This is a genomic window from Ochrobactrum sp. MYb379 (assembly GCF_037479515.1).
GTDB lineage: Bacteria > Pseudomonadota > Alphaproteobacteria > Rhizobiales > Rhizobiaceae > Brucella.
On the sequence record NZ_JBBGYW010000018.1, the window covers coordinates 1 to 25,664 of the forward strand.

Sequence of the window (25,664 nt, forward strand, 5' to 3'; positions counted from 1 at the left end):
CGGCTTCGCGTTTGAACTCTTCTGTAAATTCTCGCTGCTTCAATTCTAAGTCTCCTGTCAGTTTTGTCTAACAGAAGCCCTCCACTTTTGAAGGGGAAGTCCAAACTGGCCGAAACACCGGAAGCCACGACCACGGAGGAAAACGAAATTTCTCCTGATCAGGAAACGGCTGATGCAAGTGCACCTGCGGAGAAAGTCGAAGACCCCGTAGAAGAGCCGGAAGTTCAAGAAGAAGAAATTGTTCAAAAAGAGCCAACGCCGGTTGAGCCGGAAGAAATGCAGCCAGAAGAAGAACTGACGCAACTCGAAAATGTTGAAGTTCCTCTGCCGAGAGCCAAGCCGAAGCCTCCGGAGACCAAAAAAGAGATTGAGAAGAAGCCCCCCGTTAAAAAGGAAGTCGTAAAGAAGGAAGAGCCTAAGAAGACGCCCGTCAAACAGCGCCAGCAAGAGCAGGCGTCGTCAAAGCAGTCGGTCAAGGCACAGGCGCAGGTGGCACAGACAAACCGCAATGCAGCCCGTCAATCGGCATCCGGCTTATTCGCATCTTCGATGACACCAGCGCGCTGGCAATCACGCCTGATGGCTCATCTCGAACGTCGCAAAAAATATCCTTCCGCTGCGAAATCACGCGGGGAAGAAGGCGTCGTTTACGTTCGTTTCCGCATTGATGATAGCGGAAGGGTATTGTCGGCATCACTCGCCAGGTCTTCGGGATGGCCGGAGCTAGACAGCGAAGTTTTGTCACTGGTTCAACGCGCTTCGCCTGTTCCAGCACCTCCGCCGGATGCCAACAAGACAATTACGGCACCAGTTAAATTCTCTCGGCGCTAAAAAAATAAGAGGACTGAAACCATTGGTTTCAGTCCTCTTTGTTGTCAGAATTTCCGGCTGAACGAGACTTTGAAATTAGGGTCTGGCATGGCAGTGATGCCGTCACTCAGGTAACGATGATCAGTGATGCGAAGCTGGTGCGCTTAATGTCCCGCAGGGCGCGCTCCCCAGATAACGCTGCATGCGAGGGCTCTTCGACAGACTGAAAACGGAGCTCTTTTACCTGCGTGATTGGAGGTCAAGCACGATCGAGCATTTTATCAAAGAAGTTGATAGCTAGAGTCGATGGTACAGCGAGACGCGGATCAAGATATCACCTGGCGCTCGAAGCCCAATCGAATATCGAAACAGTCTTGGCATTGTGACGTAAAACCAGTCCAAGTTTTTATCCGCACCCCCGACATAGAAATCTTTAGTATCGTTAAGCTCTAGGAATGCCAAATGCCGAGCAATCGCACGAGATCAGCATAGTGTTGGTAAGTGTCCAACAGCAATATCCATCAACAATAGTAGTAGTTGGCGGAGCGCGAAGCTTGACGCATCATAAAGTTTCATCCTCCCGGCTTCCTGGTGGACTCGAGGTGGATGGCCCGCCATGCTATCTCGCGACAATCCGTGTCAGGCTATCTCAAGCAGGGCTGGCTCGAACCGGTCACGGCAGGCGTTTACCGTCACCCATTCTCCTCAGATACCAATCCAGAAGCTGTCAGAGGCCGCAAGATACCTCTCCTCTCAGCCGTCTGGCTCATGCGGCATGAGTTCCATGTCGGCGGGGCGAGCTCCCTCAACTTGCGGGGACATACGCATTACCTCTCGTTCGGCAGCGAATTTGTGCTCTATCTCTACGGCTCCGATATCCCGACATGGCTATCGAAGCTGCGGACGGACGCCGATGTGAAGACCAGGAGTAACGTCCTGATCCGCGAGGGCTCGACCGGCGTCGAAAACGCGGAATTCGACCTTTCCAACGACGAGGATCCAGAGCTGGCACAAAGCCCAAAATCACTGCCCTACATTGATGTGGACTGCAAGACTTTCAACCGCTCCTCCAAGCCTTACACCGGAAATTGGTGCTGCATCGCGATAATCTAAACCCGTCGCAAGACGCACATAGCGATCATTGGGACAGACATTGTTCGCCGCATCAAATCCCACCCAGCCCAGACCATCGACATGTGCCTCGGCCCAAGCATGGCTGGCCGTCTGCTCATCGGTGCCTTCCATCAGCAGATAGCCCGAAACATAGCGCGCCGGAATTTTCAGCAGCCGCGCGGCAGACAAGAAGATTTGGCTGTGATCCTGACAAACGCCCTTCCCTGCTTCCAGTGCGCTTTCGGCATTGGTCGCAACGCTCGTCGTACCGGGCACATACTCCACGGCCGTGTGAACCTTTCCCATCAAATCGTGCAGCAAGGCCAAACGTTCCTGATTGACGCTTAAATCTGCCGCCAGCGCTCGGATGCGTTCTCCCGGAAGTGTCAATTGCGTTTCGCGCTCAAACAACCACAGAGGAGCGTATCCATAAACTGGTCCAAGAACGCCAACGCGGTCTTCCACATCAACGCTACCGCTGGCAGTGATGATGATTTCAGTGATATTGCGCACGTGCTGAACAAGGTCGGTTTTGTTGCCGAAACCATCGATATAGGAGACTTCCGGCTCTCCGCCTTCTATCTTCAATTCCCAATGTTTAACGAGCTGACCGGGAAGTGTCGGCGGGCGCAGGCGCAGGCGCTGCACCGCATAAGGAACCGGATTTTCGTAGCGATAATGGGAAACGTGCCGAATATTGAGCAACAAGCAATCACCTCAATAGAAGTTATAGGTTTCCGCGATCTCGTTGCCGAGCCGGTTGTTACGCGCAATGAACTCTGTCAGAAATTCATGCAGGCCTATGTCAAAAATAGCGCTGATGTCCTGATTTTGTAGTGTTGCGTAAATCTTGTCAGCCGTCTGATGGCATACATCGCTATCACCATAGTCCTTGGCGAGGAAATTCAAATGCCCGTTGATACTCTGGTAGCAATGATTGAGCGAGCGCGGCATACGACCATTCAAAATAAGATAATCCGCAACGTGCGCCGGACGATAATCGCCATCATAGACCCAACGATAAGATCGATGTGCAGACACGGATCGCAGGATTGACTCCCACTGATAGTTGTCAAGCGTTGTTCCAACATAGGACACCGCAGGCAGCAGCACATAATATTTTACGTCAAGAATGCGTGCCGTGTTATCGGCACGTTCAATAAATGTACCGAGACCCGCAAAATCGAAAATCTCATTGCGCAACATCGTTCCGTGAAACGCGCCGCGGATCAGTGCTGTCTCACGCTTGATCTGATCAAGCAGTGGCGGCAGGTCTGCTTCTTTGAGTGGCTTGCATAATGATTTTTTAAGGACCATCCACGCTTCGTTGATGCTTTCCCATGCCTCGCGCGTGAGTGCAGTTCGCACCATACGCCCATTGGAGCGTGCTGTTTCCATGCAAGACATCACGCTGGAAGGATTATCCATATCGCGCAGCAGGAAGTCAGCGACATTAGCAGCATTATAAGCCTGATGTTTTGCTGAAAATGACTGGCTTGCGCCAGCCGAAACCACGACGGAAGACCATTCCTCCGGTGCATCAGACGTTTTTGTCAGTGCCATGCGCAGTCCCGCATCGACCAGACGCGCCATGTTTTCAGCACGTTCAATGTAGCGAAACATCCAGTAAAGCCCGTTTGCCGTACGGCCAAGAAGCATAAGTTCATTCCCCTTTGCACGCTCTGATCTTTGCGTCAGTTGCTGCGTGTGATATAATTTAGAGCATATCGTTATCGGATCGAAGCGGGATAAGAAATCAGTCCAGTGAACTGATTTGCCCGCGAAGGCAGTTTCCACTTTTCCGCGACATGCTTTAGTCGTCGAGTACCCAGGTGTCCTTGGTGCCGCCACCCTGACTGGAATTCACGACAAGCGAACCATCTTTCAGTGCCACACGTGTCAAGCCGGCGGGGGTAATCCGAATACGATCAGAGACCAGCACAAATGGCCTGAGATCGACATGGCGTGGTGCGAGGCCGCTTTCAGTGAAGATCGGCGTGGTTGAAAGTGCGAGTGTCGGCTGCGCTATGTAATTACGTGGACGCGCTTTCAGCTTCAACGCAAACGCATCGCGTTCTGCTTTGGTTGCCGCAGGACCGACCAGCATGCCATAGCCTCCCGATCCGTGCACTTCCTTAACGACAAGATCGGCCAGATTGTCGAGCACATAAGCGAGGCTATCCGGTTCTGAGCAGCGCCATGTCGGCACATTTTCTAGAATTGCTTTGCGCCCGGTATAGAACTCGATGATCTCAGGCATATAGGAATAGATCGCCTTGTCATCAGCAATGCCTGTTCCCGGTGCATTCGCGATCGTGATGTTGCCAGCCCGATAAACATCCATAATACCCGGAACGCCAAGCGTTGAATCCGGTCTGAATGTCAGTGGGTCGAGATAATCATCGTCAACGCGGCGATAAAGAACATCAATCGTGCGATAGCCTTTTGTCGTGCGCATGGCGACACGACCATCGACAACACGCAGATCGCTGCCCTCAACCAGTTCAACGCCCATCTGATCAGCCAAAAATGCATGTTCAAAATAGGCTGAATTATAAATACCCGGTGTCAGAACAGCGACTGTTGGTACACCTTGCGTTCCCGGTGGTGCAACACTCGCCAAAGATTGGCGTAGCAATTGCGGATAGTTCTCAACCGGACGCACTTTGACATTCTGAAACAGCTCTGGAAAGAGCTGCATCATCGTTTCGCGGTTTTCCAACATGTAGGAAACACCGGACGGCGTGCGCGCATTGTCTTCCAGCACATAAAACTGGTTTTCAGCCGTGCGCACAATATCGACGCCAATAATGTGCGTGTAGACATTGCCCGGTGGGCGAAAGCCGATCATTTCAGGCAGAAAAGCCTCATTGTTGACAATCAGCTCTTTCGGAATACGCCCTGCCCGCACGATCTCCTGACGGTGATAAATATCATCAAGAAATGCGTTGAGCGCCATAACACGCTGCTCGATGCCTTGCGAAAGCTTGCGCCATTCCTGACCGGAAATAATACGCGGAATAATATCAAACGGGATTAACCGCTCAGCCGCATCCTGGTCGCCATAGACTGCAAAGGTAATGCCGGTTTTGCGGAAAACGCTCTCGGCATCCTGCGTCTTTTGCAGAAGTTTATGCTGATCCTGTTCGTCGAGCCATTGTTTGAGAAATTCATATGGTTGGCGCACACCCTCGCCCTGCTTAAGCATCTCATCAAATGGCATTAAAAGTCTTACTTTCAAATAAGAGCAGTGCTGAAGTGACTGACGCCCAGGTCATGAGGGGATCGCCCAGCTGGTCCATATCGTGCGGACGTTAAACGCAAAGGACGAGTGTAGTTACTGATATTTGACTGCAGACCTTTGTATTCTTCAGTCCAGACTTCGAATCTGTTGAGCTGGTGGGGTCCAAAAGTTGAAAATAGCGGAATATCGCTGGCGTCTCTGCCACGCGCTACGAGAATTCGACCGATCCTTGGCTGGTTATGTCGCGCATCAACCGTAAACCACTGTCCGTCGAGATAAACTTCGACCCACGCATTATAATCCATTGGCGAGGGATCAGCAGGTACGCCAATATCGCCCATAAAGCCGTTTGCATAACGCGCCGGGATGTTGAGCGCCCGACAAAATGTAATGGCTAGATGCGCGAAATCCCTGCACACACCAACCCGCTCATTATAAGCTTCAAGTGCGGTTCGGGTTGATCGAGCATATCCGTAAGAGAAATTCAAATGCGAATTAACGAAATCGCAAATCGCGCGAACCCTGTCAGCTCCCGAATTGTAATGCCCGAAACGGGTCCATGCGATTTGCGACATGCGATCCGTTTCACAATATCTGCTGCCAAGCAGATACGGGAGGCATTCAGAAGGCAAATTGGCCGGATCTACCTGTTCGGCATTATTCTTAAAAACATCGGGACGACCATCGTTTTCGACAATTGCGTCATAAGTGAGAACCGTTTCACCAAGCGCTAAAGTGTGGCGATGCAATTCATTTCCGTGAACGTCTACGTGACGCGTACCAAAGCTCTGCTGTGCATTTGACCAAACAATCTTGGTTTGTTGCTCAGGGTGAACGTTTAGATATGTGTATACAGCTGTCGGAGATGTCACTTCCACGGCAATTTCATAACCCACTCGAATAAGCATCGTCATCTCCCTGGCAATTCAGTGGCTAAAACTGACAAATGGTCTTGTGGTTCCGCTCGGCTCCCAACAATTTTGAAATTTTCAAAAACTTATTTCTGAGATGCGTCCTTATTGCGGTTGGCGCGTTATGGCAAAATCAATTGAGGGCGAGAAAATGCAGCTTTATCGATGCGACATAAGCGGGACGCCAATCTATTTTGAAAATACAACCAGTTTAAGAGCCGGCAATGCGCGCGTGGGCTTTGTCTCAGACACACTCACTCTTCATACTCTCAAGCAGGTAGATGATCAGCTTTGGTCGGTTCCATCGCGCGAAGGCGGATTATGGCGTTTTTGTCAGAATGCCGAAGTTGACGGTAGTAACTGGCTCATCAAAGCGGATGATCCACAAACGTTAGCGCTGCCCGCTCGCTATAATAGAATAATTCCTAACATCCAAACACCCGATGGTCTCGAGCGGTTTCGTAAAATTGGGGCGGCCCAACGCCATCTTTTCTACTCGATACTACGCTTTGGTTTGGCATGCCCTGGCCGTGACGTTGACCCACAGGGAGGTCTCGTATTCGATTTTTTGGAAGACACATTTGATGACGAGGGCAATGTCATCCCTGCCATGACCGGCCACGAGGACGGCTTAATCAGTCTTCGCGCTGCAGAAGCTGACGATGATGTGAGGGAAAGCGTTCGCGTCTCAATGGGCGAACCGTATAGAACGCTTCTAGGTCATTTTCGCCACGAAATCGGTCATTTTTATTTCCAGCAACTTATTGATGGAAGCGAAATGATTAATGAAGCCCGAATATTATTCGGCGACGAACGTGAAGATTATGCAGCCGCCTTGAAGAGGAATTACGAGCAAGGGCCTCCAAAAGACTGGGATGAAAATTTTGTTTCCACATATGCGAGCTGTCACCCATCAGAGGATTTTGCAGAATGTTGGGCTCATTATTTTCATATTGTCGATACTTTGGAATCTGCGCGTGCATTTGGTTTAACGATAGAACCTTTAAAGCATCGCGAGCTTGGAACTGAGGTCGCTTTTGATCCTTACAGGGCAGAGAACGCGACCCAAATTGTCGAGGCTTGGGTGCCAATCAGTTTAGCTCTCAACACGTTTCAACGTTCAATGGGACAAGCTGGTATTTATCCTTTTGTACTCCCCACTCCGGTTGTAGATAAATTGGATTTTATCCATCGAGCAGTCAATAAGGCCCGTTTGGAAGGAGATTCAAGCACTTAAGAACACCAAAAACGTTCTTTTCGACATCCACATGTGAAATAGCCTAACTTGGGGATGCAACAATTTGAGCTTTCAGATCACGTCAGAAGGAACCAACTCTGTCGTATTACATTTTTAAGGGCGAGCGAAATCGTGAGCTCGAAAATTGGAGAAAAGAATATGCGTCGACTAATTCTAGCAACCGTTGCAACAGCTGCCCTTGGATCATTTGCTTTCGCACAGACCGCCACTACTACTTCGACTGAAGTTTTTGTGACAGCCAAGCCAACCGACGTAATCTCCAGCAACATTTTAAATCTCGATATTGTCAACTCCAAGGATGAGAGCATTGGCAAAATCCAGGATCTAATCATGGCTGATGGATCTTTGACAGGATATATCGTTTCCGTCGGCGGGTTCCTGGGAATCGGCGAAAAATATGTAATCGTCGCTCCACAATCGGTAGAAATTCTCTATTCGGAAAACGACAAGAAGTGGTCCGCGAAGATGGAGACTTCGAAGGAAGATCTGGAAAAAGCTCCAGAATTCAAATATGAAGGTCGTTGGGACAAGTAATACCAGAACTGATAAAAGCGGTCTTAAAGCCGCTTTTTACTTTAGTGAGAGTCTTCGCGATTCAGATAAATTTAGCGGGAAAAAGCTCAGCGATAAGTCGTCCAAAATCATAACGTATTTTGTCGGTAGTCATCGCTTAGCGAGATATAGATACCGCGCCTAACGGTAACGCAATCAATCGAGCAAGCACTTGAAGCTATTCATGATACAAATTGGTGGCAATTGCGGTGGGTCAAACGTCGAGTTGCATGACATACGCTTTTCGCTAGGTAACAAAATTGAGGATTGTTACGATGATTTGCGCGAGCAATGGTGGGGGATTCCAAAAAGCCTTCATCTCGATTGCTGGGGAGAGATACGCCAGGTTGACGGGCATAACGTAAATATTGTTCCCAAAACCAGAAGCAATCACATTAACAAATTGTTTTTTCTAAACCTTGGCGGTTACAACTCCACACAGTTCGGTGAGCTTCATGAAAATCTGCTCCTGGTTATGCCCGACCTTAGTTCAGCTAAGAAAAGGGCCTTGGCAGAAGTAAAACACTGGGCGCAACCGCATCGGGATAAAGGTTTTGAGGTGGAGAACTCTATAAACTTGAGTAAATCCGTGCGAAGTAACGGTTATTCGATTGAACTTACTCCCTCTGAAAAGCAAGTTCCGTTTGATTTTATATGCAAATATAAAAAAATTGGCTGATTTGAGCGCGTGAAGAAGTGTACTATAACTCTCTCATTCGTTCTGAGCGTGTGCGTTCGTAATTGTTCTCTAATACATTTGTCGAATCTGACATAATTTTGCTCTATTCGGTTAATACTTCACATTAAAACTTAAAACAAAGCATGAATTTTGTATAGCATACCCTTAAATTCATTTTATACTACGCACTTAGAGCGAACTTTATGGCTAATATGTCGACACGCTCCGACGATCGCCGCATCCATCGTGAAATTTATGATCTCAATTAGGGTTCAGATCCATTCGCTGCAGCGTTCAACACGCATGCTGATCACAGATCCTCGCAAGCCGGATAATCCAATCATTTTTGTTAACGATGCATTTCTGAAACTGACCGGCAACTCACGCGAAGAAAATATCGGTAAAAACTGTCGCTTTCTGCAAGGTCCAGGTACCGATGCTGATGACATCAATCGGGTTCGCGATACTATCCAATCACTCGAGCCAATAGAAATTGATCTCTTAAATTATCGAAAAGACGGCTCGGTCTTTTGGAACCGGCTGCTCGTTTCACCAGTATTCAGCAATGAAATATTGACATATTTTGTTGCTTCTCAATTAGATGTGACCCGAGAAAGAACAACTGGGCACTTCACGAACAGAGATCACGTTGGAGATACTCTGCAGCAACGCATAGCCGATTTGACTGGGAGTGAAGAGAGACTTCAATTTACTTTAAAGGCTGGTGGGCTCGGTACTTGGATCTGGCTCCGGAGAGATTGGTTGCATCCACTCTATGCAAAGCCAATTTTGGACGTGCACCAGCAGAGACCTTCACATATGAAGAGCTCAGAGCGTCAATACCTCCTGCCGACTACGATCGCTGGAAGTTCACTGTACATGAAGCTCTCTCAACCGATGGTGAGTTAAACGTCGAATATCGTGCTATTTGGCCTGATGCGTCAGTGCATTGGGTAGAAATTCGCGCGCGAACGCAATTCGACCCTCAAAGAAACCCACTTATATTGAGTGGAGTTTCTATCGATATTACACAACGCAAAGAAAATGACCAATGCCCTCAGTTGATGACACAGGAGATGGGGCACGGCATTAAAAATATTCTTGCGAATGTGCAATCGGTGGTGAACCAATCTCTGCGCGCGGAAAAAGGATTAAACGAGCTTCGCGTTGACATTGATCAACTCATATAAGCACTTGCACGATCGCAAGAAATACTGACTGGGAATTAACTTGAATTTTCCGGGCTGAAAATGGTATTTGAGAATGCCTTCTCCCTTTTCAATCAGGATAGTCGGATCGTTTTTTTGGGCGACGATCTTGATGTATCTGGTGAAGTGGCCCTTGCTATAACCATGACTGCCCATGAGCTCGCGACAAACGCTATTAAGTATGGTTCACTGTCGAACACGTCAGGACGTGTTGGGATCAATTCAATAGTAAACGGAGATAAATTTCAGCTGGTCTGGAAAGAGTTTTCAGGTCCACCAGTCAAAAAACCAGAACGGACAGGGTTTGGAACAAAAATGATAGAGCGTTTACTCGCAGCTGCCGTAAAAGGCAGCGTTGATATTGCGTACGAGCGGGATGGATTAAGATCCACGCTGCAAGCGAATTTGAAAGGCCTAAATTAGATAGCCATCGTTTTGAGCGGCTCCGGTTTTTTACCATCTGGCAGAACTAGCTGAAGGTGATTGTAAACGACTTCCGCACTGAATGGCTTTCTTACAAATACAGCCCTGTCGGCAACTCGTCCCCAATGGGCGCCATCATTCCAGAAGCTATTATTATTCCGATGTGAGGCCAGTGTTCTGAACGATGGCGTGCCAGATCAAAACCAGTCAGCAATTCCAACGCTTCTTCGACATTACCGGCCTCTTTGACGCGAAACCGAGCTTTCTGAAGAATATCTACCGCATCCATACGAATGATCACGTCATCGTCGGCAACGAGAGCGTGAGGAGTGTTGTTACCAGTCATCCATATTCCTTAAAATAATAGTCATCGTAAGAACACACTCCGAGCTACAGCGCTCCATCCTTAAGCCATTCTTTTTTAAAACTAGCTCTGGTGATCGTTTGAGTTATAGACTGATCAAAAAGAATTGCTGCGGTAAGGTGTTTTGATGTTGAGGCGTGCCAACCCTGTTTGCACCTGTTCGTCCTGCATGAATAGAGACCACAATAAGCCTGATCGATAGTTCTCAATCGCCGCAACGATCGGCCCCTGATTGATCGCCAAGTGTGTCGATGCAATCCATTTTCCATCGGGCCGAAATGAATCCACAAAACCAAAATCGGAAAATAGTGCGCCTCCCTTAAAACGCATGAAAGCCCGTAGAGCTGTCTCTGCCTCTTCAAGCAAAAATGGCATACTAGAAAGCGCTGCCGTCGGTGCGACTACACCCCGATCGCTGACTGGACAATGCACCGAGTAGCCGCGGGGACCGTCACAGGCGGTTAATCCCCATGCATGAATCCCATACCCGGCATAGCCGCGCGGGTTTGCTAAACAGTGCCTATAATTAATCGTCGCGTGCGCACGAACCTGGTGTTCATAATCGAGGTAGTCATCCGTCATTCCCCGGGGGTCAAGGCCGCAAAAAGAGTATTGTGATAGAAACAAAGGTCCGCCAAAGTCCTGCCCGGCGGGCAGAAATTGGTCGTAAAAATGCCCGCCATTGAGGAAGCGTTGCTCATTTGTCCAGCCGATATGAAAAGCCTGCGGATCAATCGGAAAAACGTTCGCACCTGCGGCAAGGACATAAGCAATAAGTGCTTCATTCCATCCAGTAATCGGAACATTCTTTTTCCATCGATGTGTCGGGCTCCAGTGCCAATAAAGCGATGGCCTGGTCCGTCTTGATGCGTACCAGTTCCATTCTACAGCATCATTGATATCGGATATGCACGCTCTTAACTTCGTTTCCCAACTATCATTTCTGTCAAAAAAAACACGGGCCGATAGTAATCCCTGCAGCAACAGAGCGGTCTCAACAAGATCACCACCATCGTCATAACGTGAAAAGGTACAAGTTTTGAGCGAGCCGGCATGGATAAAATGAGGAAACGCACCGTGGAAACGCTCCACCTGTGACAAAGCGTTCAAAATGAGAAGTACTCGCTCGACCGCATCACTCCTGTTCATCCAGCCGCGAAAAACGGCGACCACAATTGCCATAAAAGCAAAGCCACAGCCACCAATGGAAATTATTGCGTTCGGCGATGTGCCATCTCTATTCAGTCTATCGTACGACAATTTTGAAGTTGGATCGCATGCATCAAGAAAATACCGGATTGTGTGCCGCTGTACGAGATCAAGAAGCCTATCGAAGGGAAGATCAACGTCCCTTGTCGTTGTCATTACTGATGGTGTTCGTAACATCAGCGTCCTCAATAGTGCTTAGTGTTAACTGAATCAAGGATTTGATCGGTTGAGGAATTCCGCCGGCATTAATACGCGCCGGAATTTAACTTACCTGAAGATCGCTAACAACGACAAGTCATCAATCATCTATGCTTGTAAGCAATGTTGGACGGAACCCTTTCCTTCCCGCAGGGTTTACCTGACGTAATTTGGAAAAAAAGGAAACCACAATGGATCACAGCAAGCACATTCCCCTCACTCCGGTTGAGCTAAACCCAGAAACCTTAGAGGGCGCTACCGTATACGGTGTCGATGACCACAAAATCGGTAAGGTCGATCACGTGCACGTCGGCGGTGCCGTGAACCAGGTCATTATCGATGTTGGTGGTTTTCTGGGTATCGGTGCGAAGCCGGTTGCGGTACAGCTCGCTGATCTAAACTTCATGCGGGATGAAGATGGTCATGTTCATGCAGTGACGACATGGACCAAGGATCAGCTCAAGGATATGCCTGAACATCGCGACTAAATTTTTAAACGAAAAGCCCAGCGTTGCGGCTGGGCTTTTTGATTGCAACGGATACACTAATTAGTGACCTAAACCTTTATGGTTATGATAAAGATACATTGAAAAAGACAGTTGCAATATTCGCGCAGGTATCTCGATAAAATTATTCAGTAATATTTATAAATATGACATAATGTAGAATTACTCTTTTGCAAATCTATAGTTTAGTATTCAAGAATTATGGAAAAAATATCAAGAATGATTCAGAATTAGCATATCATCTAGCGTTGCAGAATAAGTTAGCCGTCCTAGGCGACGATTGAAAGTAATGCAACAGCCAGAAATTAATAGGCCACCTACTTCGTGCATAATTTGAAATGTCAAGCACCTTTAGAATTCTTCAGCCAAAGTTCGTAAGACGGCTGTTGCAAAAAATCTTTTTTAAACATTTTGTCACAAAGCTCGGCTGCCTGATCGGAGTTCATTATGCCGTACGGAAGATTAGTTCCGCTAGCATGTCTCACCGATACTTCTACGAGCGTTTTTTGTGTCATCGTCAATCCATATCCCGTTTATAACATCATAAGACGCAAGCACCGTGAATTATTTTAATCAAGTTATACAGACTAGGTAGTGTAAAGAAGTTTTCACAACCCACTCGGCATGCCACAGCCTTTAGAATTCAGTGATAATATTCCTACTTACAATGATGCGGGGGGCCATAAGTTCCACCGATTCAACTTCGAACGCATCCTATTTGTCGGTTTTAATAACCACATCGCGATATTCGGGTTGCCAAGCCGTCATAACCAGCTTTGGACCCTATATTCAAATCCAGTAGATCAGAACCGAAAATTAGTAGGGGGATGATTAATCAATTGCCTGGTCGCTTTCGCAGGTAGACCCAGTTGCCACTCGCTTGAACCTGTAAATGTATCAGACAACTCGGTAAATTAATTTCAACCTCGCAGTTTCAATCGCCCAAACAAAAATTGATTCCCCAAGCAACCATACATTCAGATAGGCGTTGTTAGAAGCCTAATTAGGTCAACTGTCACCGATGGGAAGTCAATGATTTTACAAGTCTCTGATCGATTTCAAGATATTTTCGTCGGCGACGGAGAAATGGCGCAGTTGATGCGCAATCACGACTGGGAGCACAGCCCTATTGGAATACCAAGCGCTTGGCCAGAGGCTCTCAAGGTTGCGATACGGCTGTTGCTCACATCAAAGTTTCAAATGTGGCTCGGCTGGGGACCAGACATCGCGTTTTTCTACAACGACGCATATAAACCTACTCTTGGAGCAAAACATCCGAATGCGCTCGCTGTGCCGACAAAGGTACTTTGGTCAGAAATCTGGGACGATATCGAAGGTCGTCTCGAAACGGTTTACAAACATGGCCAATCTACTTGGGATAAAGATCTGCCCCTCCTGTTAGAGCGTAATGGCTACACGGAAGAGAGTTATCACACTTTCTCATACAGTCCCCTTATTGGTGAGAATGGCATCGTGGAAGGTGTTTTCTGCGCGGTCACCGAGGAAACAGAGCGGGTCGTAAGCGAGCGTCGTATGTCTACGATGAGAGCCCTTGCTTCTGGCCTGGCAGCGGCTGACACAAAACATGAGGTCCTTCAAGCCTCATTTACAGCGCTCAGAGGAAATTTACACGACCTTCCCTTTAGCGCTCTTTACCTCTTTGACAAAGACGGAAACGCAACACGTCAATGGCTCTGCGGCGAGCACAACGATCCGACGTTCTTACCCGCAGAAATCGTTCTCGGGACGAGGCTATGGAACATCGATGACGTGTGGACGAAACAAATCGTTGAACTGATTGATTTGCCGGCAATAAGCGATGCGTCATCGGACCCATGGCACAAAGCACCATTACAAGCTGCAGTTCTTCCACTGATTGGTCAGGGTAACGAGGTACCGAAAGGCATATTGATAAGCGGGCTTAATCCGTATCAACCTTCTGGTGATGACTACCTTGATTTCCTCAAACTCATCGCTGGCCAAATAACCTCACGATTAGCGAGTGCGGAAGCGTTCGAGACGGAGCGTCGCCGGGCAGCAGCCCTTGCCGAAGCCGTCGCTATGCGCGAACAGGCAGCTATTGCTATTGAACAGGTAAACCGCCAGCTTTCCTCCGAAGTTAAGCTTCGCACGGCTGAGCGCGATCGCATGCGAGGCCTGTTCCAACAAGCCCCAAGCTTCATGTGCATATTGAGCGGCCCGGATCATGTCTTTGAGCTCGTTAATGATGCGTATCTACAACTCGTGGGTAACAGGCAGCTTGTTGGCTTAAGGGTTCGTGATGCGCTGCCAGACCTTGCGGGGCAAGGCTTCTTCGAACTTCTCGACAAGGTATATCAATCTGGAGAACCATATATTGGTAATTACCTGCCAGTCACGTTGCAACACAACAACGATTGCGTTCCCGACAAGCGATTTATAAATCTGATTTACCAGCCTATTTTGGATGTGGATGGGTTGGTCACCGGGATTTTCGTAGATGGCTTCGATGTAACAGATCAAAAGCGCGCCGAAAATGAGCTTCAAAGTCTTAATCAAACATTGGAGGAGAGGGTTGAGCAGCGCACTCGCGAATTGAGCACAGCTCTACTCGACCTGGAAAAGGAGACAGTAGATCGCGAGAACGCCCAGACCGCTTTGAGGCAAGCACAAAAAATGGAAGCACTGGGCAATCTCACCGGCGGCGTTGCTCACGACTTTAATAATCTCCTTCAGGTTGTCAGCGGCAACCTTCAGCTCCTATCCAAAAGCATTCATGGCAATATTCAGGCTGAGCAAAGGCTCGAAAACGCATTGGCAGGCGTCGAGCGGGGTTCCAAGTTGGCGTCGCAGCTTCTCGCATTTGGTCGCAGGCAACCACTTGAGCCAAAAGTTATCAACGTCCGTAAGCTTGTCCAGAATATGGACGACATGCTTCCAAGAGCGCTCGGAGAAGAAATCGAACTGGAGACCATTGTTTCTGGTGGTCTTTGGAACACAATGATTGATCCAAGCCAACTGGAAAATGCCATTCTCAACCTGGCTATTAATGCCAGAGATGCAATGGGCGGTCGGGGACATTTGACAATAGAAACGGCTAATTCGTATCTCGATGATGATTATGCAAGAGAGCATGAGGATGTTCGCCCGGGGCAGTATGTACTGATCGCCGTTACCGACACTGGATCGGGCATTCCGCTTGATATAATCGAACAAGTTGTAGAGCCATTTTTCAGCACCAAGACAGATGGCAGAGGTACGGGTCTGGGCCTGTCGATGGTTTACGGTTTCCTCAAACAATCCGGCGGACATCTAAAAATATATAGCGAGGTAGGTCACGGAACCACAATGAAGCTCTACCTGCCGCGTACCGCACAAATGGAAGATACGCTGACTGATGTAAGCGATTTACCCGCGACAGGTGGTACGGAAACCGTGCTTGTTGTCGAAGACGATGACGGCGTTCGCGAGACGTCTGTTGCGCTGTTGAGTGACCTCGGATACCGCGTGCTCAAAGCAAACGATGCGCAGTCCGCATTCGCCATCGTAAACAGCGGAGTGCACATCGATTTACTGTTCACCGACGTGGTGATGCCTGGTCGCATGCGCAGCACGGAACTTACTAAAATAGCCAAGATGCTGTTTCCTGCTATGGCTGTTCTCTACACCTCAGGATATACAGAAAACTCAATTATGCATGGTGGGAGATTAGAAGCGGGTGTCGAACTTCTATCTAAGCCATATACTCGAGAAGCCCTCGCTCGCAAAGTGCGTCACGTTCTCAGCAATACGAAGCAAGAACAGATCACATTACATCAACTAGAAAACCAGGAAAAATTTGAAGGCGAGAATAAGAATTCCATTGCCAAGGCATTAACGCGTGTTCTTGTTGTTGAGGATGAACCGCTTATCTTGATGTCCACAGTCGATATGGTCGAAGAATTGGGTTATATGGTGATTGAGGCAGGATCGGCTGAGAGCGCACTTTCCGTTTTAGAGGTGGATAAGGTGGACGTACTTTTGACTGATGTTGGGCTGCCGGGAATGTCAGGAATAGAACTAGCACAAAAGGTAAACGAAAAATGGCCCGATGTGCGCATCATCTTCGCAAGTGGCAATAATAATGCCAAAACAATTTCAGGTTTAGCTAATGCGTTTCAGGTGTCAAAGCCGTTTATGATGGAACAACTCAGTGCCGTACTAACTCAAACAAATTTAACGAACTGAGGCTGACTTTTTAGGGTGATCGAACCAAATTTCTATTCACATAAGTACCAGATCGAAGAGTTAATCTATTACTTCCAAACTTTAATCAACGGTGTAGGCGGATTATTGCAAAATGAAACGTTGGTTCAAATTTGAGCGAAGTACCACACACCCGACGCTGATCACCGAGATAACGGCAGAGCTTTGACGGCTGGCAACAAATTGGCTCGTCGGCTTTAAAAGGTTTGCCTGAACACCGCGACAATACTGACCTCTAGCAACTTTGTTAGCTGATTGGCCAAATATGGTGAGTTAAGCTCTGGAGAAGATATCTTACAATGGGCTGAAAACAGTTCCATTCAATTTCAGACAAGCTCCGCGTCAATTCTAAGTCAAACATTCATAGCTTATGTTATGTGTTCAACAGTCATCATTGAATTTACTGGGACAGAGAAATAATCTGTTGAAAGTGACCACTTCGTGACCATGAATGAGACGCCAGGATTTCCAAACCGTGAGGCAGAGATCGAGTTCCTGGGGGCGCGGAATTCGACCTTACAAACGGAATTGGAAACGCTAAAATCGGTACGCGATATGGAGCGTCAGAGCCTCCTGAAGCTGACAGCTCAACTCGATGCACTTGTCCGTTCGTCATCGGAGGTGCGTTACAAAGTCAATGCCGACTGGTCCGAGCTGGATCAGCTACAAGGTGGCGGGTTCATCCGCGATAATACGCAGTCCAATAAAGAATGGATCGAAGCGTACATACCGGAAGAGCACCAGCAGCTTGTGCGCGACGAAATCAGTCGAGCTATTGCCGCCAAGGACATCTATAACATCGAACATATGGTGAAGAAGGTGGATGGATCACGTGGTTGGGCGTTATCGCGGGCTGTGCCACTCTTCGACCATAACGGCGAAATTGACAGTTGGATGGGCTCTGCCTCGGACATCACGGTACGTAAATCGTCGGAAGAAACGCTGCGGTTGCTCAATTCCGAGTTGGCGCATCGAATGAAAAATACGCTTGCTATCGTTCAGGCGATTGTTGCGCAGACTTTGCGCCTGTCGGACTCGGTCAAGACAGCAAAGGAAATCATAAATAGCCGCCTTCAAGCGCTTGCGAGTGCGCAGGATATCCTGACTTCAACGCAGTTTACCGAAGCAGACGTTGGCGAAATTGTTAAAGCAGCTCTTGGTGCTCATCAAGGTCCAGATGCGCGCATTGAAATTGTAGGTGAAAGTTACAGCCTTAATCCACAACAAGCTCTAGGCCTTCGCTTTCGATCCATGAACTCGCAACAAATGCTGTTAAATATGGTGCACTATCTAATCAGTCGGGTAAAGTGGTAATCAGTTGGTATCTGACCGGTAAGCAGTTCGAGTTTCAATGGGTAGAAAGTGGCGGGCCTGCGGTGACAATTCCGACGCGGCAAAGCTTTGGTTCCCTCTTAATCGAGCGGGTGGCAGCGAGCTATTTCGGCGGCGAAAGTCTTCTGGATTTCAAACCCGAGGGGTTAGTATATAAACTCTCAGTTAGTAAGCCAGCTGCATAACGAGTTTCTTTTCACACATACTAGTTTTGCACCTATTAGCCATTCTGAGTTATGGTCCCGAAAGGATATAGACCACGGGCCCACGTCAAGGGCGTACGTATTGATTGCAAGTCAGAATTCTCTGCGATTAACTGAGATGACAGTTCGTGCGGTGGCCCACGTGTGATTTTCAATCGGTCCACCACCTATCGGCCAAGCCTTTTAGCCCGTCTGCTTCCTTCCGGCAGATGGAAGCTCCGGCTACCCACAGCGACGGCGGGCTCCATCGAACTCCACCCCGGAACGCGGACCGAGCTGCGATGCGCCGATATTACCGCCATAGGGTGTTGATTGCCGCTGAGAACTGCTCCTGTGGGGTTGCAAATCTAAAATTTGTCTTTCGTGTTGCAGCTATGTCTCCGTAAAGATACAAATACGCCCGCAACAACGACATTTCGACGCTGATATTTACCCTCAGGTTAACGCAACGGTGACGTCCAGAGATAATCACGCATCTCGCCAAATGTAATATTTGCGACAGAGCCTTCTGTCTTACCGAACGGTAAGAAAACTGTAGTTTTGCTTGAAAGCTTCCCGAGCGGTAAGAATGTTGTCCCTCATTCTTCAAATATTACCGCTCGGTATGTTTTGACTTGAACTCGCCTAAATATTACCGTACGGTAAGATGAAAAGGAGAGGGCGATTGTTAAAGTCAGCTGCAGATTTGGGAGCACTGGTTCGCGAGAAGCGAAAAGCTCTCGGCTGGACACAAACCGACTTGGCAGGAAGATGCGGTACCGGAGATCGCTTTATCATCGACCTGGAAAACGGTAAGGCGACATGCCAACTCGGGAAGGCTCTGTTGGTAGCCCGTGAAGTCGGCATTAATCTCATCGATGCAAATTCGCTTACAGTTAATCGGCAAACGTTACCAGAAGACGACGACGAATTGTCATTCTTGCCAAAATACTAAACACCGAGGCCATTTGTAATGACAACGCTGTTTTATGAAGATTTTGCAATTGGCGAGCTCCACTCCGAAGAGAACTTGAATTTCTCTTATCTGGACAAATGGGCAAGTCGAAAGTCGGCCTTCCCTATCTCCGTGACCATGCCAACAAAAACGTCATCATATGGCCCTGATAAGATTCAGCCCTGGCTTGCTAACTTGATGCCGGAAAGCCATCTGAGTGAGATTGGTCAGCGGCTCAAGGTGTCACCGCAAGACATCGTCGGTGTGCTAGCTCACCTCGGAAGAGATACCGCTGGCGCAATATCAGTCGGTGCGCCGCGCAAAAGTGGGAGTACGAGTGTTACACCCATCCCAGATGAAGCAACACTGGAGAAGATAATCAATGAGCTGCCAGAGAAGCCGTTTTTGATTGGCACCGAGGGCGTATCCATGTCTTTGGCTGGAGTTCAAGACAAACTGCCTGTCTACATGCTCGATGATGGAATGCTTGGGGTACCAACTGAGGGGACACCATCAACGCATATTTTGAAACCTGATGCTCTGAAAACCCGGCTTCCTGCAAGCGTTCAGAACGAAGCTTTCTGCATGCGTCTCGCCAGGCATTGCGGTCTTGATGTTGCGAACGTGACAACGGGAGTAGCAGGAAGTCGCTCGTATCTCCTCGTCGAACGCTACGACCGCATTCGAGACGGCAAAGGCTTCGTGCGCCGTATCCATCAAGAAGATTTCTGCCAAGTGCTGGGTTATTTTCCTGCTCAAAAATATGAACGCTCCAGGTTCGGTGGTCGGAATGGCCCAACGCTTGTCGACATGTTTAAAGCCGTTGAAGAGTTCATTTCGGCTGGTGAGCGCGAAAAGTTCCTTGATGCCGTTATCTTCAATGTTTTGATCTGCAATACTGATGCTCACGCTAAAAACTACTCAATCCTGATTGGTCAAGGTGGATCAGCTAGATTGGCTCCGCTGTACGATCTGATGTGCGCTTCCATCTACAAAAATGTAGATCAATCCTTGGCTCAGTCGATTGCTGGCAAAACGAATGCTAACGAGTTGCACGCAGCCGATTGGAAAGAATTGGCGACGAGTGTTAGCCTCAGTCCGGCTAAAACTCTGCGCAGAGTGCAATCCTTGGCCGAGAGTGTACTAGAGCATGCTGAGATGGTCGCCAATGAAATAGCCGAGACACAAGTCGGGTGTCATGATCTCTTAAGCCGTGTCTCATATGAAGTCCAAAAGCGCGCGAAACGTATTCTTAGACAGTTAGATGAAGCCAATTAGAGTCGCTCGGCTTTGTAATTTTGCATCACTATGATGCAAATTTGCATTCTAAACCGATACCACAGGCACCTCGCTCAACCTCGTCGTATACCGAGACGATCTCCATGGTCTCCTTGGCTTCAAATCCTCTTTGAAAGCCCTCGCTTCCAAGAACGTAAGCAGTGTTTTAAGCGCACCTGTTTTGCCGGGTTGATTGTAAATTTCGGTGATGCAAACATCAGTTATCAATTTCAAGCGCCACCGTTTTGCACCGCAAATCATTGCTCACACCGTTTGGTTTTACCTGCGGTTCAACATAAGCCGGCAGAACTTGTTCGGGTAAATCCTCCAGCACAGTATCCGAGGCGAAAGGCAGGTTCAGCAGCCGCGCCCCTTCAACTTGTTCAGCCATTTCGAAAGCCTGACGGCGGGAAACCAGAAAATCCTCGTCGCCGCGTATTACAAGAAGCGGACATGCGATTGAGCTGACGGAGGCGCCAGGATAGGCGTGTTCGCCACTTCCGAGCCACATTGCCTTAGTCGCTTCGAAAAGCCCGGAAAAATCAGCCACAGGATTTTCTGCCTCATAGTTCTCGACCTGATCGTGGAACATATCGCGCCATTTGTCCACGGTGATACCCTTGTATATCTCACGGGTTGGCTCATCAGCCGGCATCTCCCAGTGCGCGCGCGCAGTGACAATAAAACGAGGGCGAACGGCGTCGGCCGCCCCAAGGCGCAAGGCCACGATACCGCCGTCGCTGTTGCCAATAATGCCAGCGTCCGTCAGGCCCAACTCGGCCAGAACAATAGCAATGTCCTGCTCTAGCTGATGGTAAGTGAGAGAAGCATTTCCAAGCGGGGAACGACCATGCCCACGGCTATCAATGGCGATAAGCCGAAAGTCAGTCGCCAGATCCTTTGCCAGGAGAACGAAGTCGTTTCGGCTCCCCAAACCGCCATGAAGCAAAACAATCGGCATTCCTTCCGTGTTGCCCGCTTGCCTCCCTATGATTATCCAGCGTCGGCGACTTAATCCTGAACCAGACGGCATACAACGCGGGGAGGAACAGGAGAATCATAACTGTGCCCGCTGCCGTTCCCCCGATAAGCGTGTAGGCCATCGATCCCCAAAAAATCGAATGAGTTAACGGAATAAACGCCAGAATTGCAGCAAGAGCAGTAAGTATTACAGGTCGTGTCCGTTGAACCGTCGCCTCAACGACAGCGTGGTAGTCATCGAGCCCTGCCGCCTGGTTCTCCTTTATCTGCTCCGTCAGGATCAACGTGTTACGCATCAGAATGCCAGCCAATCCGATCAATCCGAGAATGGCGTTGAAGCCGAAGGGTTGATTGAACAGAAGCAATGTCGGAACCACCCCGGCAAGACCAAGCGGTGCGGTCAGCATAACCATTGTCATGGTCGACAGACTGCGAACCTGCAGGATGATGACGATCAACATTGCAGCAATCATCAGCGGGAAGACCTGAGCGAGAGCCACATTGGCTTTCAATGATTCCTCGATGTTGCCACCCATCTCGATACGGTATCCAACGGGAAGCGATGCGATTAATGGCTGCAGTGCCTTCATCACCTGTTGCGAAACTTCTGGTGGCTGCGTTGCCTCGTTGATATCGGACCTGATGGTTATCACCGGGGTACGATCGCGACGCTTTAAGATCGGCTCCTCGAAACGGATCTCGGAATGCCCGATCTGATCAAGCGGCACTTGTCGACCATCTCTGCTCATCAACGAAAAGTCGGCAAGTCGTGAAGGATCAAGGCGGTTCTCGCCAGCACTGCGTGCAACGACAGGCACGTTGCGGATGTTGTCGCGCACCTGCGTGACAGGAATGCCGCTCAGCAGCATCTGCATTTGTTGCGCCGCCTCCGATGGTGAAAGGCCGATCAGATTGAGTCTTTCCTGATCGGGTAGAAAGCGCAGCACAGGCGTGCGGTTACCCCAATCCCTATTGGCTTGGCGCACATCTGGAACAGTCTTCATAATCGCCAGAGCTTGCTCGGAAATCTTGTAAAGTTCATCCTGATCAGGCCCCATGATGCGGAACTCGACCGGGAACGGCGTATAGGGGCCGAACACAAGCTGCGTCACACGCACGGATGCTTCAGGAACAAGACCCTCGGATATGGCACCTCTCAAGCGGTGCTTGAGTGCTTCCCTGGCGTTGGCGTCAGGTGTAAGTACAACGATCTTGGCGAAGGCAGGATCGGGCAATTCTGGAGCCATGGCGAAAAAGAACCGAGGGGCACCCTGCCCTACATAACTCGTAACGATATCTGTTTCTGGCTGGGTCTGTAGCCATGCTTCGACCTTCTTCACCGCGGATGTCGTCGCTTCGATGCTCGTGCCCTCTGGCATGCGCACTTCAACCAGCACCTCCGGGCGATCCGATGTCGGGAAGAACTGCTGCTTTACACCACCCATCCCCACAATCGAAACGGCCATGGAAATACCTACAATCGCACAAACCACAAACTTGTGGCGGACTGCGAGTTCAATAACGGAACGCAGACGCCGGAAATTCGGCGTGTCGTAGATGGCGTGATGACCGCCCTCGACAGGCTTGATGTCCGGCAGCATTTTAACGCCAAGATACGGCGTGAAGGTAACAGCAACGATCCAGGATACAATCAGCGCAAAACCGACGACCCAGAATATGTTTCCAGCGTATTCACCGGCCGTTGATTTAGCGAAACCGACGGGCATCAATCCGATAATTGTAACAAGGGTGCCCGACAACATGGGGGCTGCCGTATGGCTCCAGGCATAAGCGGCTGCCCTGATGCGGTCCATGCCCTCTTCCATTTTCACCACCATGACTTCGATGGCAATGATGGCATCGTCAACTAGAAGGCCAAGCGCGAGGATCAGTGCCCCGAGCGTGATGCGGTCGAAGAAACGTCCGGTTTCCAACATGATCAGGAAAACAACCGCGAGGGTTAGCGGCACAGCAAGCGCCACCACGATGCCGACACGCCAGCCCAGCGCAACAAGGCTCACGAACAGAACCACGCCCAGCGCCATTGCGAACTTGAGCATGAACTCGCTGACTGCTTCATCAATATTGACGGCCTGATCACTTACCTTGGTAAGCGTCATGCCAAGTGGCAACTCCTGCGCGATTGCCGCAGAGCGCTCTTCCAGCGCTTTACCCAGATCAAGACCGTTCCATCCTGCTTGCATCACCGCGCTTAGCATGATTGTTGGTTCGCCCTCATGGCGAATAATGTAGGTTGCAGGGTCCTGATAGCCGCGCCGTATCTCTGCGATGTCAGCAAGGTTCAGTGTTCGTCCAGCAGCAACAATGGGCGTATCGGCAATCGCCTGGACGCTGTTGTAAGCTCCATCGAAACGTATAAAGATCTGTGGGCCTCGTGTGTCGACGGACCCAGCAGGCGTGACTGTGTTTTGTCGTTGCAAGGCAGAAGCAATATCCTGCGCAGATATGCCGAGAGTTGCGAGTTTCGAATAGGAAAGCTCTACAAAAATCTGCTCGGGGCGCTCGCCGACGATGTTGATTTTCTTCACGCCAGGTACGCGCAGAAGATCCTGGCGTATGGTTTCCGCGTGTCGGACAAGATCGCGCATCGGCATGCCCTTTGCCTTCAGGGCGTAAAGGCCAAAACTCACGTCTGAATACTCGTCGTTGACGAATGGGCCCATGACACCTGGGGGCAGATTGCGCGCTTCGTCACCGAGCTTCTTGCGCGCCTGATAAAACTCTTCTGCGACGGCACTTGCAGGCGTATTATCCTTGAGTGTGACTGTCAGAAACGCGTAGCCGGATCTCGTCGTCGTTTCGACACGGTCATACCATGTGAGTTCCTGAAGACGCTTTTCGAGCGGTTCAGCGACAAGATCCTGCAACTCACGCGCAGTGGCACCTGGCCAAACGGACGTAACCGTCAATGTCTTGATGGTGAACGACGGATCTTCGGCGCGGCCAAGCTTTACGAAGGCGTAGGCGCCTGCGGCAGCGAGAAGAACAATGAAAAATAGGGTTATGGCGCGTTCACGAACCGCGATGGCGGAGAGATTAAAGCTCATTATTTTGTCACCTCGGACTGCGAGGCAATTCTAACGCTCGCGCCATCATCCAGCAGCTGGGCGCCCAGAGCGACAATCTTTTGCCCGATGCCGATACCAGTGACAAATGCCGCCTCCTCACCAACTTGGCGCACCGCAACCGGTGTGAACTTTACCGTGGATGTGGAGCCGTTGACTACCCACACGCCTGTTCGATTTCCGTTATCCAGGATTGCGCCGACAGGTACCGCGACTTCCTGCTCGCGGCCAGCATCCAGAATTTTTATCGTGACGGTCGAGCCAAGTGGGGCTGAGGCCGCATCGCCCTCAAGAATATAGCGCGCCTCGTAGGTCCGGGTTTGCGGATCAGCGGAATCGGAAATCTGCCTTAGCGTGGATTTGTCACTGGGACTTTCGCCGCCATAGATGCTCGCCTGAGCTTGCGAGCCCGGAACGGGTCGCTGGGTCTCAGGAAGCCAGACGACAGCCTCGCGTGGCCCAGACTGCGCCAGTTGAATGACGCTCTGTCCGGCTGCCACAACTTGTCCCTGGTCCCCTAATGTCTGAATTATGGTTCCATCAGAATCTGCGAACAGGACCGCGTAAGCTGCTACGTTTTCCGCGACCTTTGCGTCAGCTTCAGCCGCTGCGAGCTGCGCAGTTGCCGTATCCAAAGCCATCTTCGCCTGCTCATAACGCTGCGGGGTTGCCGCCAAGCGATTTCTTACCAGCGCGGCATAGCGTTGTTCGTCAGCTTGCGCCTGTATCAAAACGGCGTGCGCTGCAGACACCGTGTTGCGTTTGGCGGTTAGTGCTAGCTGGAGATCGGTTTCGTCAATGCGCATCAGCGCCTGACCCTGTCGGACTTGCTGTCCCACGTCCACCATCCGCTCAATGATCTTGCCAGGAACGCGGAAACCTAAATTGCTCTGGACACGGGGGGCAACAGTACCTGTGAAAGAGCGCTCGGCCATTCCAGTGGCCTTTGCCTCAGTAACCAGAACCATCGGAAAAGCCGTCCTGGGATCAGCGGCCTCAGCTTCGCGCTTTGGTGCTTCCAAAACGACAAAAAAAGCCGCAGCAGTTGCGGCGGCCACTGTAAAACCTGTGGTAGCCCAGACTTGTTTGCGTTTCATTTCTGTTTTCTCTTCATAACCCGAAATCCAACAATTTAGATTGCGATCTAACTC

General features: G+C 49.6%; 22 protein-coding genes and 3 pseudogenes. 15 read left to right on the plus strand and 10 right to left on the minus strand.

Going from position 1 to position 25,664, the window contains the following annotated elements; genetic code table 11:
- The first annotated feature begins 87 nt into the window (after positions 1 to 87).
- The 3 genes and pseudogenes from WH356_RS20950 to WH356_RS20960 all read left to right on the plus strand — a co-directional run bounded on the left by WH356_RS20950 (position 88) and on the right by WH356_RS20960 (position 1,923).
- On the plus strand, positions 88 to 831 hold the full coding sequence (locus WH356_RS20950) for an energy transducer TonB family protein (RefSeq protein ID WP_339514306.1): 744 nt from the start codon (positions 88 to 90) through the stop codon (positions 829 to 831).
- Between the two features lie 110 nt (positions 832 to 941).
- Positions 942 to 1,201, plus strand: a pseudogene (locus tag WH356_RS20955) (IS3 family transposase); the annotation flags it as partial.
- 173 nt (positions 1,202 to 1,374) lie between these two features.
- Positions 1,375 to 1,923 carry an AbiEi antitoxin N-terminal domain-containing protein gene (locus WH356_RS20960; RefSeq protein WP_339514460.1) on the plus strand — a complete coding sequence of 183 codons (549 nt, stop codon included), beginning with the start codon at positions 1,375 to 1,377 and terminating at the stop codon, positions 1,921 to 1,923.
- On the opposite strand, the gene WH356_RS20965 is transcribed toward WH356_RS20960, so the two are convergent.
- From WH356_RS20965 to WH356_RS20980, 4 genes are all read right to left on the minus strand, one after another.
- Positions 1,834 to 2,631, minus strand: a complete 798-nt coding sequence (locus tag WH356_RS20965; protein ID WP_339514308.1) for a transglutaminase family protein — start codon at positions 2,629 to 2,631, stop codon at positions 1,834 to 1,836. The genes WH356_RS20960 and WH356_RS20965 overlap by 90 nt on opposite strands.
- A 9-nt stretch (positions 2,632 to 2,640) precedes the next feature.
- The gene (locus WH356_RS20970; RefSeq protein ID WP_339514309.1) at positions 2,641 to 3,582 is read right to left on the minus strand and encodes an alpha-E domain-containing protein; all 942 of its coding nucleotides are present in this window, start codon (positions 3,580 to 3,582) and stop codon (positions 2,641 to 2,643) included.
- Positions 3,583 to 3,736: 154 nt separating this feature from the next.
- The gene (locus tag WH356_RS20975; protein WP_339514311.1) at positions 3,737 to 5,146 is read right to left on the minus strand and encodes a circularly permuted type 2 ATP-grasp protein; all 1,410 of its coding nucleotides are present in this window, start codon (positions 5,144 to 5,146) and stop codon (positions 3,737 to 3,739) included.
- Between the two features lie 14 nt (positions 5,147 to 5,160).
- A complete protein-coding gene (locus WH356_RS20980; protein WP_339514313.1) occupies positions 5,161 to 6,075 on the minus strand; it encodes a transglutaminase-like domain-containing protein in 915 nt (304 codons plus the stop codon).
- A gap of 127 nt (positions 6,076 to 6,202) precedes the next feature.
- Between WH356_RS20980 and WH356_RS20985 the strand changes: the two genes are divergently transcribed.
- The 6 genes from WH356_RS20985 (at position 6,203) to WH356_RS21005 (ending at position 10,198) form a co-directional block, all read left to right on the plus strand.
- On the plus strand, positions 6,203 to 7,315 hold the full coding sequence (locus WH356_RS20985; protein WP_445253713.1) for a zinc-binding metallopeptidase family protein: 1,113 nt from the start codon (positions 6,203 to 6,205) through the stop codon (positions 7,313 to 7,315).
- Between the two features lie 159 nt (positions 7,316 to 7,474).
- Positions 7,475 to 7,870 (plus strand): PRC-barrel domain-containing protein, encoded by a 396-nt coding sequence (locus WH356_RS20990; protein WP_339514315.1) that lies wholly within the window; start codon positions 7,475 to 7,477, stop codon positions 7,868 to 7,870.
- A 202-nt stretch (positions 7,871 to 8,072) separates the two neighbouring features.
- Positions 8,073 to 8,567 carry a DUF1543 domain-containing protein gene (locus WH356_RS20995; RefSeq protein ID WP_339514317.1) on the plus strand — a complete coding sequence of 165 codons (495 nt, stop codon included), beginning with the start codon at positions 8,073 to 8,075 and terminating at the stop codon, positions 8,565 to 8,567.
- Positions 8,568 to 8,870: 303 nt separating this feature from the next.
- A complete protein-coding gene (locus tag WH356_RS21000; RefSeq protein ID WP_339514319.1) occupies positions 8,871 to 9,476 on the plus strand; it encodes a PAS domain-containing protein in 606 nt (201 codons plus the stop codon).
- The gene (locus tag WH356_RS24135; RefSeq protein WP_421566290.1) at positions 9,407 to 9,757 is read left to right on the plus strand and encodes a PAS domain-containing protein; all 351 of its coding nucleotides are present in this window, start codon (positions 9,407 to 9,409) and stop codon (positions 9,755 to 9,757) included. The genes WH356_RS21000 and WH356_RS24135 overlap by 70 nt, the downstream gene beginning before the upstream one ends.
- A 60-nt stretch (positions 9,758 to 9,817) precedes the next feature.
- Complete coding sequence (locus WH356_RS21005; protein ID WP_339514321.1) at positions 9,818 to 10,198, plus strand: hypothetical protein; 381 nt, start codon at positions 9,818 to 9,820, stop codon at positions 10,196 to 10,198.
- A 91-nt stretch (positions 10,199 to 10,289) separates the two neighbouring features.
- On the opposite strand, the gene WH356_RS21010 is transcribed toward WH356_RS21005, so the two are convergent.
- Positions 10,290 to 10,544 carry a response regulator gene (locus WH356_RS21010; protein ID WP_339514323.1) on the minus strand — a complete coding sequence of 85 codons (255 nt, stop codon included), beginning with the start codon at positions 10,542 to 10,544 and terminating at the stop codon, positions 10,290 to 10,292.
- A 114-nt stretch (positions 10,545 to 10,658) separates the two neighbouring features.
- Positions 10,659 to 11,744: a glucoamylase family protein gene (locus tag WH356_RS21015; protein ID WP_339514325.1), complete on the minus strand. Its 1,086-nt coding sequence runs from the start codon at positions 11,742 to 11,744 to the stop codon at positions 10,659 to 10,661.
- Between the two features lie 416 nt (positions 11,745 to 12,160).
- Between WH356_RS21015 and WH356_RS21020 the strand changes: the two genes are divergently transcribed.
- The 5 genes from WH356_RS21020 (at position 12,161) to WH356_RS21040 (ending at position 20,446) form a co-directional block, all read left to right on the plus strand.
- A complete protein-coding gene (locus WH356_RS21020; protein WP_339514327.1) occupies positions 12,161 to 12,457 on the plus strand; it encodes a PRC-barrel domain-containing protein in 297 nt (98 codons plus the stop codon).
- A gap of 1,104 nt (positions 12,458 to 13,561) precedes the next feature.
- Complete coding sequence (locus WH356_RS21025) at positions 13,562 to 16,681, plus strand: hybrid sensor histidine kinase/response regulator (RefSeq protein WP_339514464.1); 3,120 nt, start codon at positions 13,562 to 13,564, stop codon at positions 16,679 to 16,681.
- Between the two features lie 465 nt (positions 16,682 to 17,146).
- Positions 17,147 to 18,013: an HWE histidine kinase domain-containing protein gene (locus WH356_RS21030; RefSeq protein WP_339514466.1), complete on the plus strand. Its 867-nt coding sequence runs from the start codon at positions 17,147 to 17,149 to the stop codon at positions 18,011 to 18,013.
- Positions 18,014 to 18,898: 885 nt separating this feature from the next.
- Positions 18,899 to 19,168 (plus strand): helix-turn-helix domain-containing protein, encoded by a 270-nt coding sequence (locus WH356_RS21035; protein ID WP_339514329.1) that lies wholly within the window; start codon positions 18,899 to 18,901, stop codon positions 19,166 to 19,168.
- Positions 19,169 to 19,186: 18 nt separating this feature from the next.
- Positions 19,187 to 20,446 carry a type II toxin-antitoxin system HipA family toxin gene (locus tag WH356_RS21040; protein WP_339514331.1) on the plus strand — a complete coding sequence of 420 codons (1,260 nt, stop codon included), beginning with the start codon at positions 19,187 to 19,189 and terminating at the stop codon, positions 20,444 to 20,446.
- A gap of 48 nt (positions 20,447 to 20,494) precedes the next feature.
- Here the strand turns inward: WH356_RS21040 and WH356_RS24140 are convergent, their stop codons facing one another.
- Positions 20,495 to 20,680 carry a DUF4113 domain-containing protein gene (locus tag WH356_RS24140; protein WP_445253714.1) on the minus strand — a complete coding sequence of 62 codons (186 nt, stop codon included), beginning with the start codon at positions 20,678 to 20,680 and terminating at the stop codon, positions 20,495 to 20,497.
- On the opposite strand from WH356_RS24140, the pseudogene WH356_RS24145 reads away from it, so the two are divergent.
- Positions 20,655 to 20,747: pseudogene (locus tag WH356_RS24145) on the plus strand (IS6 family transposase); the annotation flags it as partial. The gene WH356_RS24140 and the pseudogene WH356_RS24145 overlap by 26 nt on opposite strands.
- Before the next feature lie 66 nt (positions 20,748 to 20,813).
- Here the strand turns inward: WH356_RS24145 and WH356_RS21045 are convergent.
- The 3 genes and pseudogenes from WH356_RS21045 to WH356_RS21055 form a co-directional block, all read right to left on the minus strand.
- Positions 20,814 to 21,407 (minus strand): annotated as a pseudogene (locus tag WH356_RS21045) (alpha/beta fold hydrolase); the annotation flags it as partial.
- Positions 21,331 to 24,495, minus strand: coding sequence for an efflux RND transporter permease subunit (locus WH356_RS21050; RefSeq protein WP_339514335.1), 3,165 nt, complete (start codon positions 24,493 to 24,495; stop codon positions 21,331 to 21,333). The gene WH356_RS21050 and the pseudogene WH356_RS21045, both read right to left, overlap by 77 nt.
- Entirely contained in the window at positions 24,495 to 25,610 is a 1,116-nt protein-coding gene (locus tag WH356_RS21055; protein WP_339514337.1) for an efflux RND transporter periplasmic adaptor subunit, read from the minus strand. The genes WH356_RS21050 and WH356_RS21055 overlap by 1 nt, the downstream gene beginning before the upstream one ends.
- Positions 25,611 to 25,664 lie beyond the last annotated feature (54 nt).

Excerpts from the sequence above, each read along its gene's own strand:
- WH356_RS20970 (WP_339514309.1), bottom strand. The coding sequence starts at position 3,582 with ATGCTTCTTGGCCGTACGGCAAACGGGCTTTACTGGATGTTTCGCTAC.
- WH356_RS20975 (WP_339514311.1), bottom strand. The coding sequence starts at position 5,146 with ATGCCATTTGATGAGATGCTTAAGCAGGGCGAGGGTGTGCGCCAACCA.
- WH356_RS20980 (WP_339514313.1), bottom strand. The coding sequence starts at position 6,075 with ATGCTTATTCGAGTGGGTTATGAAATTGCCGTGGAAGTGACATCTCCG.
- WH356_RS20985 (WP_445253713.1), top strand. The coding sequence starts at position 6,203 with ATGGCAAAATCAATTGAGGGCGAGAAAATGCAGCTTTATCGATGCGAC.
- WH356_RS20990 (WP_339514315.1), top strand. The coding sequence starts at position 7,475 with ATGCGTCGACTAATTCTAGCAACCGTTGCAACAGCTGCCCTTGGATCA.
- WH356_RS20995 (WP_339514317.1), top strand. The coding sequence starts at position 8,073 with ATGATACAAATTGGTGGCAATTGCGGTGGGTCAAACGTCGAGTTGCAT.
- WH356_RS21000 (WP_339514319.1), top strand. The coding sequence starts at position 8,871 with ATGCTGATCACAGATCCTCGCAAGCCGGATAATCCAATCATTTTTGTT.
- WH356_RS21005 (WP_339514321.1), top strand. The coding sequence starts at position 9,818 with ATGGTATTTGAGAATGCCTTCTCCCTTTTCAATCAGGATAGTCGGATC.
- WH356_RS21010 (WP_339514323.1), bottom strand. The coding sequence starts at position 10,544 with ATGACTGGTAACAACACTCCTCACGCTCTCGTTGCCGACGATGACGTG.
- WH356_RS21015 (WP_339514325.1), bottom strand. The coding sequence starts at position 11,744 with ATGGCAATTGTGGTCGCCGTTTTTCGCGGCTGGATGAACAGGAGTGAT.
- WH356_RS21020 (WP_339514327.1), top strand. The coding sequence starts at position 12,161 with ATGGATCACAGCAAGCACATTCCCCTCACTCCGGTTGAGCTAAACCCA.
- WH356_RS21025 (WP_339514464.1), top strand. The coding sequence starts at position 13,562 with ATGGCGCAGTTGATGCGCAATCACGACTGGGAGCACAGCCCTATTGGA.
- WH356_RS21030 (WP_339514466.1), top strand. The coding sequence starts at position 17,147 with ATGAATGAGACGCCAGGATTTCCAAACCGTGAGGCAGAGATCGAGTTC.
- WH356_RS21040 (WP_339514331.1), top strand. The coding sequence starts at position 19,187 with ATGACAACGCTGTTTTATGAAGATTTTGCAATTGGCGAGCTCCACTCC.
- WH356_RS21050 (WP_339514335.1), bottom strand. The coding sequence starts at position 24,495 with ATGAGCTTTAATCTCTCCGCCATCGCGGTTCGTGAACGCGCCATAACC.
- WH356_RS21055 (WP_339514337.1), bottom strand. The coding sequence starts at position 25,610 with ATGAAACGCAAACAAGTCTGGGCTACCACAGGTTTTACAGTGGCCGCC.